Origin of the sequence: Knoellia terrae, from assembly GCF_048606435.1 — a bacterium.
Lineage (GTDB): Bacteria > Actinomycetota > Actinomycetes > Actinomycetales > Dermatophilaceae > Knoellia > Knoellia terrae.
In genome coordinates, this window is sequence record NZ_JBMBWH010000002.1 from 106837 (window position 1) to 122104 (window position 15268).

A 15268-nucleotide genomic window follows, 5' to 3' on the forward strand; every position below is an offset into this window, starting at 1 on the left:
GGATGGCACGCGGGAGCAGCCGCGGACCCGGATCGTCCCCGCGACGTCCGGCGTCCAAGCGACCCGCCCCGCGTGCCCGCTCGGCCCGTCAGGCGGCCCTCGGCCGGGCCGCCAGCACGGCGGCGGCGGGCTGGCGGAACCGGATCAGCTCCGCCAAGGCCAACCGCCGGACGGTGCGCCGGGTGAGCTTCGGGATCGTCCTGCTCTTCCTCGTCATCCTCGTCGCACCCACCCTGCGCGCCTACCTGCAGCAGCAGTCCGACATCGAGGCGCTGCGGGACAAGGTCTCGCAGCAGCAGCGCGGAGTCGAGGAGCTGAAGCAGGAGCAGGCTCGCTGGGCCGACCCCGCCTACGTCGAGCAGCAGGCGCGCACCCGCCTGAAGTTCGTCAAGGTCGGCGAAACCTCCTACACCGTCCTCGACCCGGAGCAGAAGGACGCCACCGGCTCCGTCGCCCACGGCGGCGACGCGGCCGAGCCCTGGTACGACACCGTGTGGTCCTCGATGCAGGTGGCCGACGTGCCGTCCAACCAGCGCCGGTGACCGGGGGAGCCGACCGCGAGCCGGTCACCCAGGAGGACCTCGACGCCGTCGAGCGGCAGCTCGGCCGCATCCCGCGCGGCGTGGTCGAGGTGTCGCACCGCTGCCCGTGCGGGGAGCCCGACGTCCTGCGCACCCTTCCTCGCCTGCCCGACGGCACGCCGTTCCCGACGTCGTTCTACGCCACCTGCCCTCGCCTCACGGGTGCGATCAGCACCCTCGAGTCCGAGGGCGTCATGCGCGAGATGAGCGACCGGCTCGAGCAGGACCCCGACCTCGCGCAGCGCTACGCCACGGCGCACGAGGACTACCTCGCCCGCCGCACGGAGCTCGGCCACGTCGACGAGATCGACGGCATCAGCGCCGGGGGCATGCCGTCGCGCGTCAAGTGCCTCCACGTGCTCGTCGCCCACTCGCTCTCCGTCGGCGAGGGGGTCAACCCCCTCGGTGACGAGGCCCTCGCGATGCTGCCCGAGTGGTGGTCCGTCCACCCCTGCACCGAGCTGGTCGAGGGCCCGTGAGCACCACCCGCGTCGGGGCGGTCGACTGCGGCACCAACTCGATCCGTCTCCTCGTGGCCGACATCGACGGTTCAGGTTCGCTGACCGACGTCGTGCGCACCACCGAGGTGGTCCGGCTCGGCTACGGCGTCGACCGCACCGGCTCGATCGACCCGGTCGCCATGGAGCGCACCCTGCGACAGACGAGCGCGTATGCCGTCCAGTGCCGCGAGCACGACGTCTCCCGTGTGCGCTTCGTCGCCACCTCGGCCTCGCGCGACGCGCGCAACGCGAGCGAGTTCGTCCGCGGCGTCGAGCAGGCCTTCGCGGCGGCGGGGTTCGACGTCTCGCCCGAGGTGGTCAGTGGCGACGAGGAGGCGAACCTGTCGTTCACCGGCTCGACCGGTGACCTGCGGGCCGCCGGCATCGAGGGTCCCTACCTCGTCGTCGACCTCGGCGGCGGTTCGACGGAGCTCGTGCGGGGGACCGACACCGTCGAGAGCGCGCGCTCGGTCGACGTCGGGTCGGTCCGCATCCACGAGCGGCACCTCCACGGCGACCCGCCGACCGCCGCGGAGGTCACCGCCGCCACGGCCGACGTCGGCGTCGCCCTCGACGCGGCCGAGGAGGTCGTCGACCTCGAGGGAGTCGCGACGGTCGTGGGCCTGGCCGGCAGCATCACCACCGTCACGGCGCACGTCCTGGGGCTTGCGGCATACGAGCCCAGCAGGATCCACCTCGCGCGGCACTTCCCGCAGCAGCAGCGGGAGGCGGCGCAGGCCCTGCTGCACATGACGCGGGACGGCCGCGCCGCCCTGGGCTTCATGCATCCCGGTCGCGTCGATGTCATCGGTGCCGGCGCCCTCGTGTGGCACGAGGTGCTGGGCCGCGTGCTCCAGCGCTCGCCCGACGCGCAGGTCGTCACCTCGGAGCACGACATCCTCGACGGGATCGCCCTCAGCTGCGTCCGTCGGCCCTGACGTCCGGCACGTTGTCGGGGCTGTAGGACCGGAAGCCGTTCCACAGCACGGCCATGACGATGTCGACCGCGGTCTCGAGGTCGATCTCGGGGTTGCGCAGCCGCCATCCGGCGACGCGCTCGTTGGTCGCGATGATGATCTCGGCCATCGCCTCGCGGTACGGCAGGGGGTACGCGGCGATCGCGGGGACGTCCCCGAACCGCTCGGCGATCTCACGAGCCTGGGCGCGGCGGAGGTTCTCGATGTCGGCGCCCGCCACGACGGCGACGGCGGACTCCTGCATGTAGACGCGGAAGCTGCCGCGCCGCTGCTCGAAGAACCGCATGAACGAGCGCACCCCGGCCCGGAAGTAGTCCTCGACGGGGGAGCCGTCGGGGATCGCCGCGAGGGCTGCCCCGGTCGAGGCGAGCAGGTCCTCGCGGGCGCGGGCGACGACGGCGACGAGGAGGTTCTCCTTGGAGCCGAAGTGGTCGTAGATCACCGGCTTCGTGATGCCCGCCTCGGCGGCGATGAGCTCCATCGTCGTCTCCTGGTAGCCGTGCTCGGCAAAGACGGCCTCGGCGACGTCGAGCAGCTGGCGCTCACGGTCCTCGCGGCGCATGCGCGGCGCCCGGGGCGTGCCCTTCTTCGGCCCGCGGCGCCGGCTCTCGGCGGTCGGGTCGGCGGTGGAGGAGATCATGCGGGGGTGACGTCCGATCTGCTGCGTACGGGTCTCGGACCCTACTCGCCGTAGCCCCGGCGCAACGATGGTTCCTCGGACATGGCTCGTAGTCGTCATAGGGTGGCCTCGCCCCCGTGGCCCAACTGGCAGAGGCAGGCGACTTAAAATCGCCACAGGTGCGGGTTCGACCCCCGTCGGGGGCACCGCGGCTCCGCATCGCCCGTGATCGTTGCCCACAGGTGACGTGTCCCGGGAACATGCGGAGCCCCCCGCACGATTGAATGGGAGAGAACGCGGTGATCTCCGCCGCGACGTGACCATCACGGAGGACCCGATGGCCAGCAACCCGGCATTCAACCGGCTCGAGCAGGACGCTCGGTCCGGCTACGCCAGCTTCCAGGAGCGTGGCGCTGCCACGAACCCCGGCAACGCCCCCCACGCCCAGCAGGGCGGGGCGGACACCTGGGGCTCGCAGCAGCAGCTCCAGGACATGTACAACTCACCCACGGCGGGTCCGGTGGACACCGGTCGCGTCACCATGGACGACGTCATCATGAAGACGCTGGGCCTGTTCGCCCTCGTCCTCGGCTTCGGCGCCGTCGGCTGGGTCGTGGCCGCCCAGAACCCCGGCCTCGGCATGATCCTGCTGCTCGGCGGCATGTTCGGCACGCTCGGGCTCGGGCTCGTCATCGCGTTCAAGAAGACCCTCAGCGTCCCGCTGATCGTCGCGTACGCCGTGCTCGAGGGCCTGTTCGTGGGGGCCGTGAGCCAGGTCTTCGAGGCGGCCTACGACGGTGTCGTGCCGACGGCGGCGCTGGCCACGGCGGCGACCTTCGCCGGCATGTTCCTCGCCTACAAGAGCGGGCTCATCAAGGTCACCGACAAGTTCCGCCGGATCGTCACGATGATGATCTTCGGCTACGCCATCTTCGCCCTCGTCAACGTCGCCTTCGCGTGGATCACCAACACGGCCTTCGGCATCGGCGGCAGTGGAGCTCTCGGCATCGGCATCTCGCTGTTCGCCGTCGGCCTGGCCTCGGTGTCGCTGGCACTGGACTTCGACATGATCGACCGGGCCATCGCGACCGGCGCCCCGCAGAAGTACAGCTGGCTGCTCGCCCACGGCCTCATCGTCACCGTCGTCTGGCTCTACATCGAGTTCCTGCGGCTGTTCGCCCGCCTGCGCGAGTGACTCGTGAACCGCTTGCCTGAGGACGTCTCTCGGGAGCTCGAGCGCGTGGTCCGCAGGTGGCGTGAGCTGTCCGCGGACCACGCGCTCGCTGCGTCCGGGGCCGTGCGTGAGGTCGTGCAGGACCTCGCCGACGTCACCGCGCGCCAGCCCGTGCCCGAGCTCGGCCCGGCCGTGCTCATCGACCAGCTGCGCGTCCTCGTGTGGGACGCCGCCTCAGCGGGCGTGCCCGAGCTCGCTGCCCGGCTCGGTGAGCTGAGGCGCCGGCTGCCCTGAGGCCGCGCGCGCCGGGTCGACCCCGGCGTCGAGGTCGGGCTGCGGGTCGAGGGCCGTGGTCACGACGTCCGGCCGGCGGCGGAGCAGCACGGCCCATCGCCCGCGAGGTCCCCGGGCCTGCCCGCCGACCTCGGTGGGGGCGACCTCGGTGCCGGCGTCCTTCACGGCCTGGCCGGCGGCGATGGCCACCGGGCCGACGCCTTCGCCGCGTCGGGCCTCCGGTGCCCGGTCGGCCGTGTCCTGGCCCCAGACCCCGAGCGCCGCGCAGACCGACGGCAGCAGGGCGGCGGCGGCCCGGGCGTATCCGGCGGCCGAGGGGTGGAAGCGGTCCTCGCTGAACATCGTGGAGGGCGAGGCCGCGAACTCCTGGCCGAGCAGGTCGCCGAGCGAGACCGTGCGCCCTCCGGCCTCGACGACGGCGATCGTCTGAGCCGCGGCGAGGTCCCGGCTCCACCGGCGGGCGAGCATGCGCAGCGGCTGGGCCAGGGGCTCGATGGTGCCGAGGTCGGGGCAGGTCCCGACGACGACCTCGCTGCCGAGGGAGCGGATCCGACGCACCGTCACCTCGAGATGACGGACGGCGGTCGCGCGGTCGATGCGGTGGGTGACGTCGTTGGCGCCGACCATGATGACGACCACGTCGGGGCGGGTGATCGACTCCAGGCCCTCGGCGAGCTGGCGCTCGAGGTCGCTCGACTCGGCGCCCACGACGGCGGCGTTGGTGAGGTGCACGCGTCGGCCCATGAGGGCGCTGACGCCGTTGGCGATGATGCCGCCCACGGTCTCGTGCGGCTGGACCGCGCCCATGCCGGCCGCGCTCGAGTCACCGAGGACGAGCAGCTCCACGGGCTCGCCCGGACCGGCGCCGTAGGTGCCGTCGTCGTCGGGGGAGGTGTCGAACGGCCGGCCGACGATGCGGCGCGCGAGGCGTGCCTCGGCCTTGATGACGCCGTAGCCGACCGCACCGAGCGCAGCACTGGCCGCAGCCAGTCCACCGCCTCCGTAGGCGGCCGTTGCGGCGATCTTGCGTGCCCGTCGCGCGCGTCCCATGTCTCCTCGTCGCTCTCGGTGCTTTCCTCCACGCTAACGCGCTCGGCGGACAGCGGTGTTCCCTCCCCGGGATCCGGTGGGAGAAGCGTGGGCGACCGGACGGCATACGCCCGGGTGTGAGGGTGTGTGGCAGGGAGCGCGGGATGGGAGACTGGGGTCATGAAGTATGCCGAGCACATCGTCGACCTCGTGGGCAACACCCCACTCGTCAAGCTGAACTCCGTCACGGACGGGATCGCCGCGACGGTCCTGGCCAAGGTCGAGTACATGAACCCCGGGGGGTCCGTGAAGGACCGCATCGCCGTCAAGATGGTCGAGGCGGCCGAGGCGTCGGGCGCGCTCAAGCCGGGTGGCACCATCGTCGAGCCGACGAGCGGCAACACCGGGGTCGGCCTGGCTCTCGTGGCGCTGCGCAAGGGCTACAAGTGCATCTTCGTGTGCCCGGACAAGGTGAGCGAGGACAAGCGCAACGTCCTCAAGGCCTACGGCGCCGAGGTCGTCGTGTGCCCGACCGCCGTGTCGCCGGACCACCCGGACTCCTACTACTCGACCTCCGACCGCCTCGTGCGTGAGACCGAGGGCGCCTGGAAGCCGGACCAGTACTCCAACCCCAACGGTCCGGCCTCCCACTACGAGACCACCGGTCCCGAGATCTGGGACGACACCGACGGTCGCCTCACGCACTTCGTCGCGGGCGTCGGCACCGGTGGCACCATCACCGGCACCGGCCGCTACCTGCGTGAGCAGAGCGCCGAACGCGAGGGTGGCCGCGTCGAGATCATCGGCGCCGACCCCGAAGGCTCGGTCTACTCCGGCGGCACCGGCCGCCCCTACCTCGTCGAGGGGGTCGGTGAGGACTTCTGGCCGAGCGCCTACGACCCCGAGGTCGTCGACCGCATCGTCGCCGTCTCGGACGCCGACTCCTTCGAGATGACCCGTCGCCTCGCCCGCGAGGAGGGCCTGCTCGTCGGCGGCTCCTGCGGGATGGCGGTCGTCGCGGCCCTCGAGGTCGCCAAGGACCTGCCGGCCGAGGCCGTCGTCGTCGTCCTGCTGCCGGACTCCGGGCGTGGCTACATGTCGAAGATCTTCAGCGACGACTGGATGAGCTCCTACGGGTTCATGCACTCCGACGCCACGACGACCGTCGGCAACGTCCTGCACGCCAAGTCCGGCGACATGCCCGCGCTCGTGCACACGCACCCCGGCGAGACCATCCGCGACGCCATCGAGATCCTGCGCGAGTACGGCGTCTCCCAGATGCCGGTCGTCAAGGCCGAGCCCCCGGTGATGACCGGTGAGGTGGCCGGGTCGGTGAGCGAGCGCGAGCTGCTCGAGCTGCTCTTCGTCGGCAAGGCGACCCTGCACGACTCGGTCGAGAAGCACATGGGCAAGGGGCTGCCCCTCGTCGGCGCCGGCGAGCCGGTCGCGACGGCGCGCCACGAGCTCGAGACCGCCGACGCCGTGCTCGTCATCGAGGACGGCAAGCCGGTCGGCGTCCTCACCCGCGCCGACCTGCTGTCCCACCTCGTCGACTGACCCCTGCCGGCCGCCGGCCCTGCCCCGGCCAACGGGCGGCCCGGCGACGCAGGACAGAGAGCGAGAACACATCCGGACGGTGCAGCGGCCCGGGGGTGGTGTCCCTACTCTCGAGTAGTGACTGCCTACCCGCACCTCCTCGCGCCCCTCGACCTCGGTCACCTCACCCTGCCGAACCGGGTCGTCATGGGGTCGATGCACACCGGGCTCGAGGACCGTGCGCGGGACTTCCCGAAGCTCGCGGAGTTCTTCGCCGAGCGGGCCCGGGGCGGTGCGGGGCTCATCATCACCGGCGGGTTCGCCCCCAACATCGAGGGCACGCTCCTGCCGCTGGCCTCGAAGCTGACCACCCGGCGTGAGGCCCGCCAGCACCGCGTCCTCACCGACGCCGTGCACGCGGAGGGCGGGCGGATCGCGCTCCAGCTGCTGCACGCTGGGCGCTACGCCTACACGCCGTGGTGCGTCGCCCCGTCCGCGCTTCAGAGCCCGATCTCGAGGTTCCGGCCGCGCGCCCTGTCGTCACGAGGGATCGAGCGCACCATCGCGGCGTTCGTGCGCGCGGCGCGGCTCGCGCGGGAGGCCGGCTACGACGGCGTGGAGGTCATGGGGTCCGAGGGCTACCTCATCAACCAGTTCCTCGCGCCGCGCACCAACCAGCGCACCGACGCCTGGGGCGGGACGGCGGAGAAGCGCCGCCGCCTCGCCGTCGAGGTCGTGCGGCGCATCCGCGAGGAGGTGGGGGAGGACTTCCTCGTCGTCTACCGCATCTCCGCCGTCGACCTCGTGCCCGACGGGCAGACCTGGGACGAGGTCGCGGCGCTGGCGCGCGAGGTCGAGGCCGCCGGCGCCTCGGTGCTCAACCTCGGCATCGGCTGGCACGAGGCGCGCGTCCCGACGATCGTCACCTCCGTCCCGCGTGCCGCCTTCGTCTCGTATGCCGCCCGCCTGAAGTCCGAGACGTCGCTGCCGGTCATCGCGACGAACCGCATCAACATGCCCGAGGTCGCCGAGTCGATCCTCGGTGCGGGTGACGCCGACCTCGTGTCGCTCGCCCGCCCCTTCCTCGCCGATCCGAACTGGGTCCGCAAGGCGGCCGAGTCGCGCAGCGACGAGATCAACACCTGCATCGCCTGCAACCAGGCCTGCCTGGACCACACCTTCCGCAAGCAGCGGGCGACGTGCCTGCTCAACCCGCGCGCGGCATACGAGACCGAGCTCGTCCTCGGGCCGACGCGCCGGGCCCGGAAGGTGGCCGTCGTCGGAGCCGGCCCGGCCGGCCTCGCCTGCGCCACGACCCTGGCCGAGCGCGGTCACTCCGTCGACCTCTTCGAGGCACGCGACCACATCGGCGGCCAGTTCGCCATCGCCCAGCGCATCCCGGGCAAGGAGGAGTTCTCGGAGTCGGTGCGCTACTTCCGGCGGCGGATCGAGGTGACGGGCGTGCGGTTGCACACCGGCCGACGGGTCACCGCCGAGGAGTTGCGGGACGGCGGTTTCGACGAGGTCGTCGTCGCGACCGGGGTCGAGCCACGCGTCCCGTCGATCCCGGGGGTCGACCACCCCAGCGTCATGACCTATGCCGAGCTGGTCCGCGGCGAGCGCGAGGCCGGCCCTCGGGTCGCCGTCATCGGTGCCGGTGGCATCGGGGTCGACGTCAGCGAGTTCCTCACGGCCCAGCCCTCGGCGACGCTCGACCTCGACCTCTGGCGGGCCGAGTGGGGTGTCGGAGATCCGGCCCTGACCCGGGGTGGGCTGGCTCCCGCGGTCGTCGAGACTCCCCAGCACGAGGTCGTCCTCCTGCAGCGCCGGTCCACGAGCATCGGGAAGGGGCTCGGCAGGACCACGGGATGGGTGCACCGGGCGGCCCTGAGGGCCAAGGGTGTCGAGCAGGTGACGGGGGTGACCTACGACCGCATCGACGACGCCGGTGTGCACGTGTCGTTCGGGGAGGGCGAGGACGCCCCGCCGCCGCGCGTCATCCCGGTCGACACGGTCGTGCTCTGCGCCGGGCAGGAGTCCGTCCGCACGCTGGCCGACGAGCTCGCGCCCTCAGGCATACCGGTTCACGTCATCGGGGGCGCCGACGTCGCGGCCGAGGTCGACGCCAAGCGGGCGATCCGACAGGGCACCGAGCTCGCTGCTCGCCTCTGAGAGAGCGGCATTCGGGTAGGGCCTCATTCCCACCGCCCTGCGACGTGCCTTTGCTCCGCGTGGCGATGCAAGGACACCCCCATGTGCGTCGCCATGCGGATGCGCATGGGGGTGTCCGTGCTCCACGAGGCGGAGCAAAGACACTGCGCCACCAAGGGAGGTGTCGGAGCCCTCCAAGGTGGATTGGGGCGAGGCTGAAGAGTCGACCGACCGATGCGCCGTGGGACGCTTCGCACCATGACAGGTTGGTGGTGGTTGGTCGTCCTCCTCGCCGTGGCGGGGATGGTCCTGCTGGGCGTGGGGTTCGTCCTCATGCGCCGGGCCCGCCCCGTGGCCGAGATCCGGGGTGGCTTCGGTGGCCCCGCGGGATCCTCGGACGTCGGCAGCCACCCGGGCTTCGAGGCGCCCGGCCCCACCGACCACTGGAAGGTCGGCGCGCCGCTGCGGATCGCCGGCTTCGCCTGCCTCGCCACCGCCGCCGTCCTGGGCCTGGTCCTCACGCTCGCCCGCGCCTTCTGACCCGTGCCTCACGACACCCAGTCGGACTCGAGCACCGCCATGTAGTGCACGTCGATCCACTCGCCGTCGAGCAGCAGCGCCTCTCGACCCGTGCCCTCGTGGACGAAGCCGACCTTCTCGTAGACGTGTCGCGCCCGCGGGTTGACGTCGTAGACCTCCAGCGTGATCCGGTGCAGCCCGAGCACGCGGAACCCGTGGTCGACCACGAGCCGGGTCGCCTCCGTTCCCAGCCCGCGTCCCCGGCCGGCAGCGCCGACGAAGGTGCGGAAGAAGCACGACCGGTTCCCCTCGTCCCAGCCGGCGAGGACGACCTCGCCGACGAGGCCACCGCTCGCGTTGTCGACCACGCCGAGGACGAGCCGGTCATCGGCGACGGCCCAGCGGCCGTAGATCTCCCGGAGCTCGTCCAGCGGCAGGGTCATCGGCTCGTCGGTGCTGGAGTGCACCGAACCCGTGAGCCGGGCGATCTCGTCGTCGCCGCGGATGATCGCATCGACGAGCTCGGCGTCCTCCGCGCGGATCGGGCGCAGGGTGACGAGATCGCCCTTCAGCGTGGGCTTGGCCGTGAAGTCCGTGGTCACGCTGGCACTGTGCCACGCGAGGTGCGTGACGGCATACCGACTGCGCGAACGCTCAGGTGGGCGGAAGGACGTCGGTCTGCGCCGGGAGGTTCGCGACGCCGATCGGGCAGGTCAGGCCGTTGGGGCCGTGGTTGCAGTAGCCGTTCGGGTTCTTGTGGAGGTACTGCTGGTGGTAGTCCTCGGCGTACCAGAACGGCCCGGCCTCCTCGGCCGGCGCGAGCTGGGTCGTGATCTCGCCGGCACCGACGCGGGTGAGCTCACCCTGGAACGCCTCGCGGGTCGCCTGCGCGGCGGCCTCCTGCTCCGGGGTCGTCCAGAAGATCGCCGAGCGGTATGCCGTCCCGATGTCGTTGCCCTGCCGGTTGCCCTGGGTGGGGTCGTGGTTCTCCCAGAAGGCCTTGAGGAGCAGCTCGGGGGAGGTCTGGGCCGGGTCGTAGGCGACGAGGACGGACTCGGCGTGGCCGGTGCGTCCGGTGCAGGTCTCCTCGTAGGTCGGGTTCGGCGTGAAGCCTCCCGTGTAGCCCGCAGCCGTCGTCACCACGCCCGGCAGCTGCCAGAAGATGCGCTCGGCCCCCCAGAAGCAGCCCATGGCGACGTAGAGCACCTGGGTGCCCTCCGGCCACGGCCCCTCGAGTGGCGTGCCGAGCACCTCGTGGGTCGTGGGCACCGTGAAGGGCCGCGTCGCGCGGCCGGACAGGGCCTCGGCGGCGGTGGGCATGGTGGTCTTGGCGCGCGAGCCGAACATGGGGCACTCCTGACGGTGCGACAGCGGGGGTCTGAGGAGTTCAACGCCGCGACACGCGCATTGTTCCTCGCCTCGTGTGCCTGAGGCAGACGTGGGCGTCCGCCTCAGGCAGATGAGGCTCGGCGCCGGGGAGGCGGAGGGCGCGGCATACCCTGTGGGCATGACTGACGAGACCCTCGGCTTCTCCACCCGCGCCCTCCACGCCGGTCAGGACCCGGACCCGACGACCGGCGCCGTCGTCACCCCGATCTACCAGACCTCGACCTACAAGCAGGACGGGATCGGCGGGTTCCGGAACGGCTACGAGTACAGCCGCAGCGCCAACCCGACGCGCACCGCGCTCGAGACCGGGTTCGCCGCCCTCGAGGGCGGGGAGCGCGCGTTCGCGTTCGCCTCGGGGCTCGCCGCCGAGGACACCGTCCTGCGCGCGCTGCTCGCCCCCGGCGACCACGTCGTCGTGCCCTCGGACGCCTACGGTGGCACGTACCGCCTGTTCAACACGGTCCTCAAGCACTGGGGCGTCGAGCACTCCATCGCCCCCATGGGGGACGACGACGCCGTCCGCGCCGCGATCCAGCCCGGGAGGACCCGGGTCGTGTGGGTCGAGACCCCGACCAACCCGCTGCTCGGCATCGCCGACATCGAGGCGCTCGCCGCCATCGCCCACGAGGCGGGCGCCCTGCTCGTCGTCGACAACACCTTCGCCTCGCCGTACCTCCAGCAGCCGCTCTCCCTCGGCGCGGACCTCGTCGTGCACTCGACGACGAAGTACTGCGGCGGCCACTCCGACGTCGTCGGTGGCGCGGTCGTCGTCGGGCACGGCGTCACGGTGCCGTGGTTCGGCGACGAGTCGGCCAGCGACCGGGTCGCCTTCCACCAGAACTCGATGGGCGCGGTCGCCGGGCCGTTCGACTCGTGGGTCGTCCAGCGTGGCCTCAAGACGCTCGCGGTCCGGATGGAGCGCCATAGCGACAACGCCGAGAAGGTCGTCGAGTTCCTCCAGGGCCACGAGGGCGTCACGGCGGTGCACTACCCGGGCCTGCCCGACCACCCCGGCCACGAGGTCGCCAAGCGCCAGATGAGGCGCTTCGGAGGCATGGTCGCGTTCCGGGTCAGGGGCGGCGAGGACGTGGCGGTCAAGGTGTGCGCCGAGACGCAGATCTGGACCCTCGGCGAGTCACTCGGCGGCGTCGAGTCGCTCATCGAGCACCCGGGCCGCATGACCCACGCGTCCGTCGCGGGAACCGAGCTCGAGGTCCCCTCCGACCTCATCCGCCTCTCCGTCGGCATCGAGGACGTCGAGGACCTCATCGCGGACCTGAAGCAGGCGCTCGACCGGCTCACCTGAGGTGACGCTCGCACTCTGCGTCGACGTCGGGTCGACCTTCACCAAAGCCGTCCTCGTCGACGTGTCGACCGGCGCCCTCGTGGGCGCCGCGTCGTCGCCGACGACGGTCGAGCCCGACGTCATGGACGGTGTCGACGCCGTATGCCGTGAGCTCGCCGCCCACGGACCGGTCGCCGAGACGCTCGTCTGCTCCTCCGCCGGCGGCGGGCTGCGGATCGCGGTGGTGGGCTACGAGCGGGAGGTGACCGCCGAGGCCGGGCACCGCGTGGCCTTGTCGGCCGGTGGCCGGGTGGTCCACGTGTCCTCCGGGCTGCTCGACGGGGACGGGGTCCGGCAGCTGCGTGCGGCCTCACCCGACCTCGTGCTCCTCGTCGGGGGGACCGACGGTGGCAACGCGGACGTGCTGCGGCACAACGCTGCTCGCCTGGCCTCGGCCCGCGTGAGCATGCCCGTCGTCGTCGCCGGCAACGCCGAGGCGGCCGACGAGGTGTCGCAGGCGCTGTCCCGCACCGGCCGGCGACACGTGGTGACGGCCAACGTGCTGCCCCGCATCGGGGTCATCGCGCCGCACGAGGCACGGTCGGCGATCCGTGAGGCGTTCCTCGAGCACGTCATCGGGGGCAAGGGCCTGTCCCGGGGCAGGGGCTTCACCGAGCTCGTGCGCGCGGCCACGCCGGACGCGGTGCTGGCCGGGGTCGAGCTGCTCGCCGACGTCTTCGGGGAGGACGTGCTCGTCGTCGACATCGGCGGCGCGACCACCGACGTCTACTCGGTGCTCCGGCCCCAGGGCGAGGACGCCCGCATCGAGCGTGACGTCGCGGGCTCGCTGTGGCAGGAGCGCACCGTCGAAGCCGATCTCGGCATGCGCTGGAACGCCCTGGGCATCGTCGAGGCCGCCGACCGCGAGAACCTCCCGCTCGCGGACGACACGCGCGCGTACGCCGTGCACGTCGCGTCGGTGACCTCGCACCGCGCCTCCACCGACGAGGAGTGGGCGCACGAGTGCGCCCTGGCCCGGGTGGCGGCGACCGTCGCGGCCCGTCGTCACGGACGATCGCGGGCGGCGGGGGACCGGCCGCGACCCCTGGCCGACGTGGGCCTGCTCCTCGGGTCCGGCGGCGTGTTCCGGCACGGTCCAGCCGCCCTGGGCGACGAGGTCCTCACGGCGGTGCTGGCGGACCACGGCGGCGGGTGGACGCTCCCGGCGACGGCTGCGCACGGTGAGGACACGGCATACGTGCTGTTCGCGTGTGGTCTGCTCGCCGGCCGGCACCCCCTGGCGGCTCGCGCGCTCGCGGCCACGCTGGCGCGGGATTCCGAGAAGGCGTAGGCGGCTGTCGGGGGTCGGTCCTACCCTCGAGAGCATGAGTGCAGACACCGCTCCCGTCATCGAGGCCGTCGGCCTGGTCAAGCGCTTCGGCGACTTCACCGCCGTCGACGACGTCAGCTTCGAGGTTCCCCGGGGGTCGGTCTTCGGTCTCCTCGGCCCCAACGGCGCCGGCAAGACGACCACCGTGCGGATGATGACGACGCTGGCGATCCCCACGAGCGGCTCGGCGCGGGTCGCGGGTCACGACGTCGTCACCGAGCCCGAGGCGGTGCGGGCCAGCATGGGCCTGACGGCCCAGAGCGCGACGGTCGACGACCTGCTCACCGGTCGCGAGAACCTGCGGCTCATCGGCGACCTCTACGGTCTGCCCCGCAAGCTGGTGCGCTCGCGCACCGAGGAGCTGCTCGAGCGCTTCTCGCTCGGCGAGGCCGGAGACAAGGTGGTCAAGGACTACTCCGGCGGCATGCGGCGGCGCATCGACCTGGCCGTCAGCCTCATCGCCGCGCCGGCCGTGCTGTTCCTCGACGAGCCGACGACCGGCCTGGATCCGCGCAGCCGGGTCGAGCTCTGGGACGTGCTGCGCGGTCTGGTGCGCGACGGTACGACGCTCCTGCTCACCACCCAGTACCTTGACGAGGCCGACCAGCTCGCCGACAACATCGTCGTCATCGACCACGGGCGGATCATCGCGCAAGGGACGCCGCTGCAGCTCAAGGACCAGTCGGGCGCCGCCAGCCTCGTCGTCACGGTGTCGCGCCACGACCAGGTGCACCAGGCGGCCGAGATGCTGCGCGGCGTCGTCGGCGACATCCACGTCGACGCGGACGCCCGCAAGCTCGTCGCTCCCGGCGGCGACGTCGCGGCGCTCGCCAGCATCGCCGGCCGGCTCGACGAGGCCGGCATCGACGTCGACGACCTGGGCATGCAGCGCCCCAGCCTCGACGACGTCTTCCTCGCCCTCACCGGGCACAAGGCAGAAGACACCAGCAACGAGGAGGTGTCGGCATGAGTGCCGTCACGCAGACCGCCGTGCTCGACCGGACCGCCCCCCGCCCGAGCGGCGCCGGCCAGGTGCGTCAGATCCTCACCCTCGTCCGGCGCAACCTCACCCACATCAAGCGCCAGCCCGAGATGCTCACCGACGTCACGATCCAGCCGGTGATGTTCGTGCTGCTCTTCGCCTACGTCTTCGGCGGCTCGATCAACGTGCCGGGCGTCGACTACAAGCCGTGGCTGCTGCCGGGCATCATGGCGCAGACGATCGCGTTCAGCGCCTTCATCGTCGCGATCGGCCTCAACACCGACATCGGCAAGGGGATGGTCGACCGCCTGCGCTCGCTGCCGATCCGGCGCTCGTCGATCCTCGTGTCCCGCTCGATCGCCGCGCTCATCCACTCGAGCATCGGCGTCGCCGTCATGTCGGTCACCGGTCTGTTCATCGGCTGGCGGATCGGCGAGGGGGTGCTCAAGGGCCTGCTCGGCTACGGGCTCCTGCTCCTCTTCGGCTTCGCGATGATCTGGGTCGGCATCCTCGTCGGCTCGGCCATGCGCTCGGTCGAGGCGGTCAACGGGCTGATGTTCACGACGATCTTCCCGATCACCTTCCTCTCCAACGCGTTCGCCCGCACCGACGTCATGCCCTCGTGGTTGCGGACCATGGCCGAGTGGAACCCGATCAGTGCCCTCACCCAGGCGCTGCGGGACAACTGGGGCGTGGCCGGGTCTGCGGTCCGCGCCGATGCGCCGTGGCCTCTGCACAACCCGGAGCTGGCGACGCTGCTCTGGTCGGTGGCGATCACCGCAGTCATCGCGCCGCTCGCGCTGCGCGCCTTCAACAACCGCACGACGGACTGAGTCGGCGCG

General features: G+C 72.0%; 16 protein-coding genes and 1 tRNA gene. 13 read left to right on the forward strand and 4 right to left on the reverse strand.

What is annotated here, in order from left to right; genetic code table 11:
* Window positions 1-2 precede the first annotated feature (2 nt).
* The 3 genes from ACOJV9_RS03855 to ACOJV9_RS03865 are packed head-to-tail and all read left to right on the forward strand — an operon-like array spanning window position 3 to window position 2019.
* A complete protein-coding gene (locus ACOJV9_RS03855; protein ID WP_420183860.1) occupies window positions 3-542 on the forward strand; it encodes an FtsB family cell division protein in 540 nt (179 codons plus the stop codon).
* Window positions 539-1060, forward strand: coding sequence for a DUF501 domain-containing protein (locus ACOJV9_RS03860; RefSeq protein ID WP_420183861.1), 522 nt, complete (start codon window positions 539-541; stop codon window positions 1058-1060). Before ACOJV9_RS03855 ends, ACOJV9_RS03860 begins: the two co-directional genes overlap by 4 nt.
* Window positions 1057-2019, forward strand: a complete 963-nt coding sequence (locus ACOJV9_RS03865; RefSeq protein ID WP_420183862.1) for a Ppx/GppA phosphatase family protein — start codon at window positions 1057-1059, stop codon at window positions 2017-2019. Before ACOJV9_RS03860 ends, ACOJV9_RS03865 begins: the two co-directional genes overlap by 4 nt.
* On the opposite strand, the gene ACOJV9_RS03870 is transcribed toward ACOJV9_RS03865, so the two are convergent.
* Window positions 1997-2698 (reverse strand): TetR/AcrR family transcriptional regulator, encoded by a 702-nt coding sequence (locus tag ACOJV9_RS03870; protein ID WP_420183863.1) that lies wholly within the window; start codon window positions 2696-2698, stop codon window positions 1997-1999. The genes ACOJV9_RS03865 and ACOJV9_RS03870 overlap by 23 nt on opposite strands.
* Before the next feature lie 110 nt (window positions 2699-2808).
* Here ACOJV9_RS03870 and ACOJV9_RS03875 point away from each other — a divergent pair.
* The 3 genes from ACOJV9_RS03875 to ACOJV9_RS03885 all read left to right on the forward strand — a co-directional run bounded on the left by ACOJV9_RS03875 (window position 2809) and on the right by ACOJV9_RS03885 (window position 4145).
* Window positions 2809-2883: transfer RNA gene (locus ACOJV9_RS03875), tRNA-Leu, on the forward strand.
* 131 nt (window positions 2884-3014) lie between these two features.
* Entirely contained in the window at window positions 3015-3872 is an 858-nt protein-coding gene (locus ACOJV9_RS03880) for a Bax inhibitor-1/YccA family protein (protein WP_420184126.1), read from the forward strand.
* 3 nt (window positions 3873-3875) lie between these two features.
* On the forward strand, window positions 3876-4145 hold the full coding sequence (locus ACOJV9_RS03885; RefSeq protein ID WP_420183864.1) for a hypothetical protein: 270 nt from the start codon (window positions 3876-3878) through the stop codon (window positions 4143-4145).
* On the opposite strand, the gene ACOJV9_RS03890 is transcribed toward ACOJV9_RS03885, so the two are convergent.
* A complete protein-coding gene (locus ACOJV9_RS03890) occupies window positions 4086-5195 on the reverse strand; it encodes an SGNH/GDSL hydrolase family protein (RefSeq protein ID WP_420183865.1) in 1110 nt (369 codons plus the stop codon). The genes ACOJV9_RS03885 and ACOJV9_RS03890 overlap by 60 nt on opposite strands.
* Window positions 5196-5354: 159 nt before the next feature.
* On the opposite strand from ACOJV9_RS03890, the gene ACOJV9_RS03895 reads away from it, so the two are divergent.
* The 3 genes from ACOJV9_RS03895 (at window position 5355) to ACOJV9_RS03905 (ending at window position 9401) form a co-directional block, all read left to right on the forward strand.
* Window positions 5355-6731 carry a cystathionine beta-synthase gene (locus ACOJV9_RS03895; protein ID WP_420183866.1) on the forward strand — a complete coding sequence of 459 codons (1377 nt, stop codon included), beginning with the start codon at window positions 5355-5357 and terminating at the stop codon, window positions 6729-6731.
* A 117-nt stretch (window positions 6732-6848) separates the two neighbouring features.
* Complete coding sequence (locus ACOJV9_RS03900; RefSeq protein WP_420183867.1) at window positions 6849-8882, forward strand: FAD-dependent oxidoreductase; 2034 nt, start codon at window positions 6849-6851, stop codon at window positions 8880-8882.
* 237 nt (window positions 8883-9119) lie between these two features.
* Window positions 9120-9401, forward strand: coding sequence for a hypothetical protein (locus tag ACOJV9_RS03905; RefSeq protein ID WP_420183868.1), 282 nt, complete (start codon window positions 9120-9122; stop codon window positions 9399-9401).
* An 8-nt stretch (window positions 9402-9409) separates the two neighbouring features.
* On the opposite strand, the gene ACOJV9_RS03910 is transcribed toward ACOJV9_RS03905, so the two are convergent.
* Both ACOJV9_RS03910 and msrA read right to left on the reverse strand, forming a co-directional pair.
* Complete coding sequence (locus ACOJV9_RS03910; RefSeq protein ID WP_420183869.1) at window positions 9410-9982, reverse strand: GNAT family N-acetyltransferase; 573 nt, start codon at window positions 9980-9982, stop codon at window positions 9410-9412.
* A gap of 52 nt (window positions 9983-10034) precedes the next feature.
* On the reverse strand, window positions 10035-10727 hold the full coding sequence (gene msrA, locus ACOJV9_RS03915) for a peptide-methionine (S)-S-oxide reductase MsrA (RefSeq protein WP_420183870.1): 693 nt from the start codon (window positions 10725-10727) through the stop codon (window positions 10035-10037).
* A gap of 160 nt (window positions 10728-10887) precedes the next feature.
* Here msrA and ACOJV9_RS03920 point away from each other — a divergent pair, with 160 nt between their 5' ends.
* From ACOJV9_RS03920 to ACOJV9_RS03935, 4 genes are read left to right on the forward strand one after another with little or no spacing between them, the layout of a single operon-like run.
* Window positions 10888-12075: a cystathionine gamma-synthase gene (locus tag ACOJV9_RS03920; RefSeq protein WP_420183871.1), complete on the forward strand. Its 1188-nt coding sequence runs from the start codon at window positions 10888-10890 to the stop codon at window positions 12073-12075.
* Window position 12076: 1 nt separating this feature from the next.
* Window positions 12077-13405 carry a glutamate mutase L gene (locus ACOJV9_RS03925; protein WP_420183872.1) on the forward strand — a complete coding sequence of 443 codons (1329 nt, stop codon included), beginning with the start codon at window positions 12077-12079 and terminating at the stop codon, window positions 13403-13405.
* Between the two features lie 34 nt (window positions 13406-13439).
* Complete coding sequence (locus ACOJV9_RS03930; protein WP_420183873.1) at window positions 13440-14414, forward strand: ATP-binding cassette domain-containing protein; 975 nt, start codon at window positions 13440-13442, stop codon at window positions 14412-14414.
* A complete protein-coding gene (locus ACOJV9_RS03935; RefSeq protein WP_420183874.1) occupies window positions 14411-15259 on the forward strand; it encodes an ABC transporter permease in 849 nt (282 codons plus the stop codon). Before ACOJV9_RS03930 ends, ACOJV9_RS03935 begins: the two co-directional genes overlap by 4 nt.
* Window positions 15260-15268 lie beyond the last annotated feature (9 nt).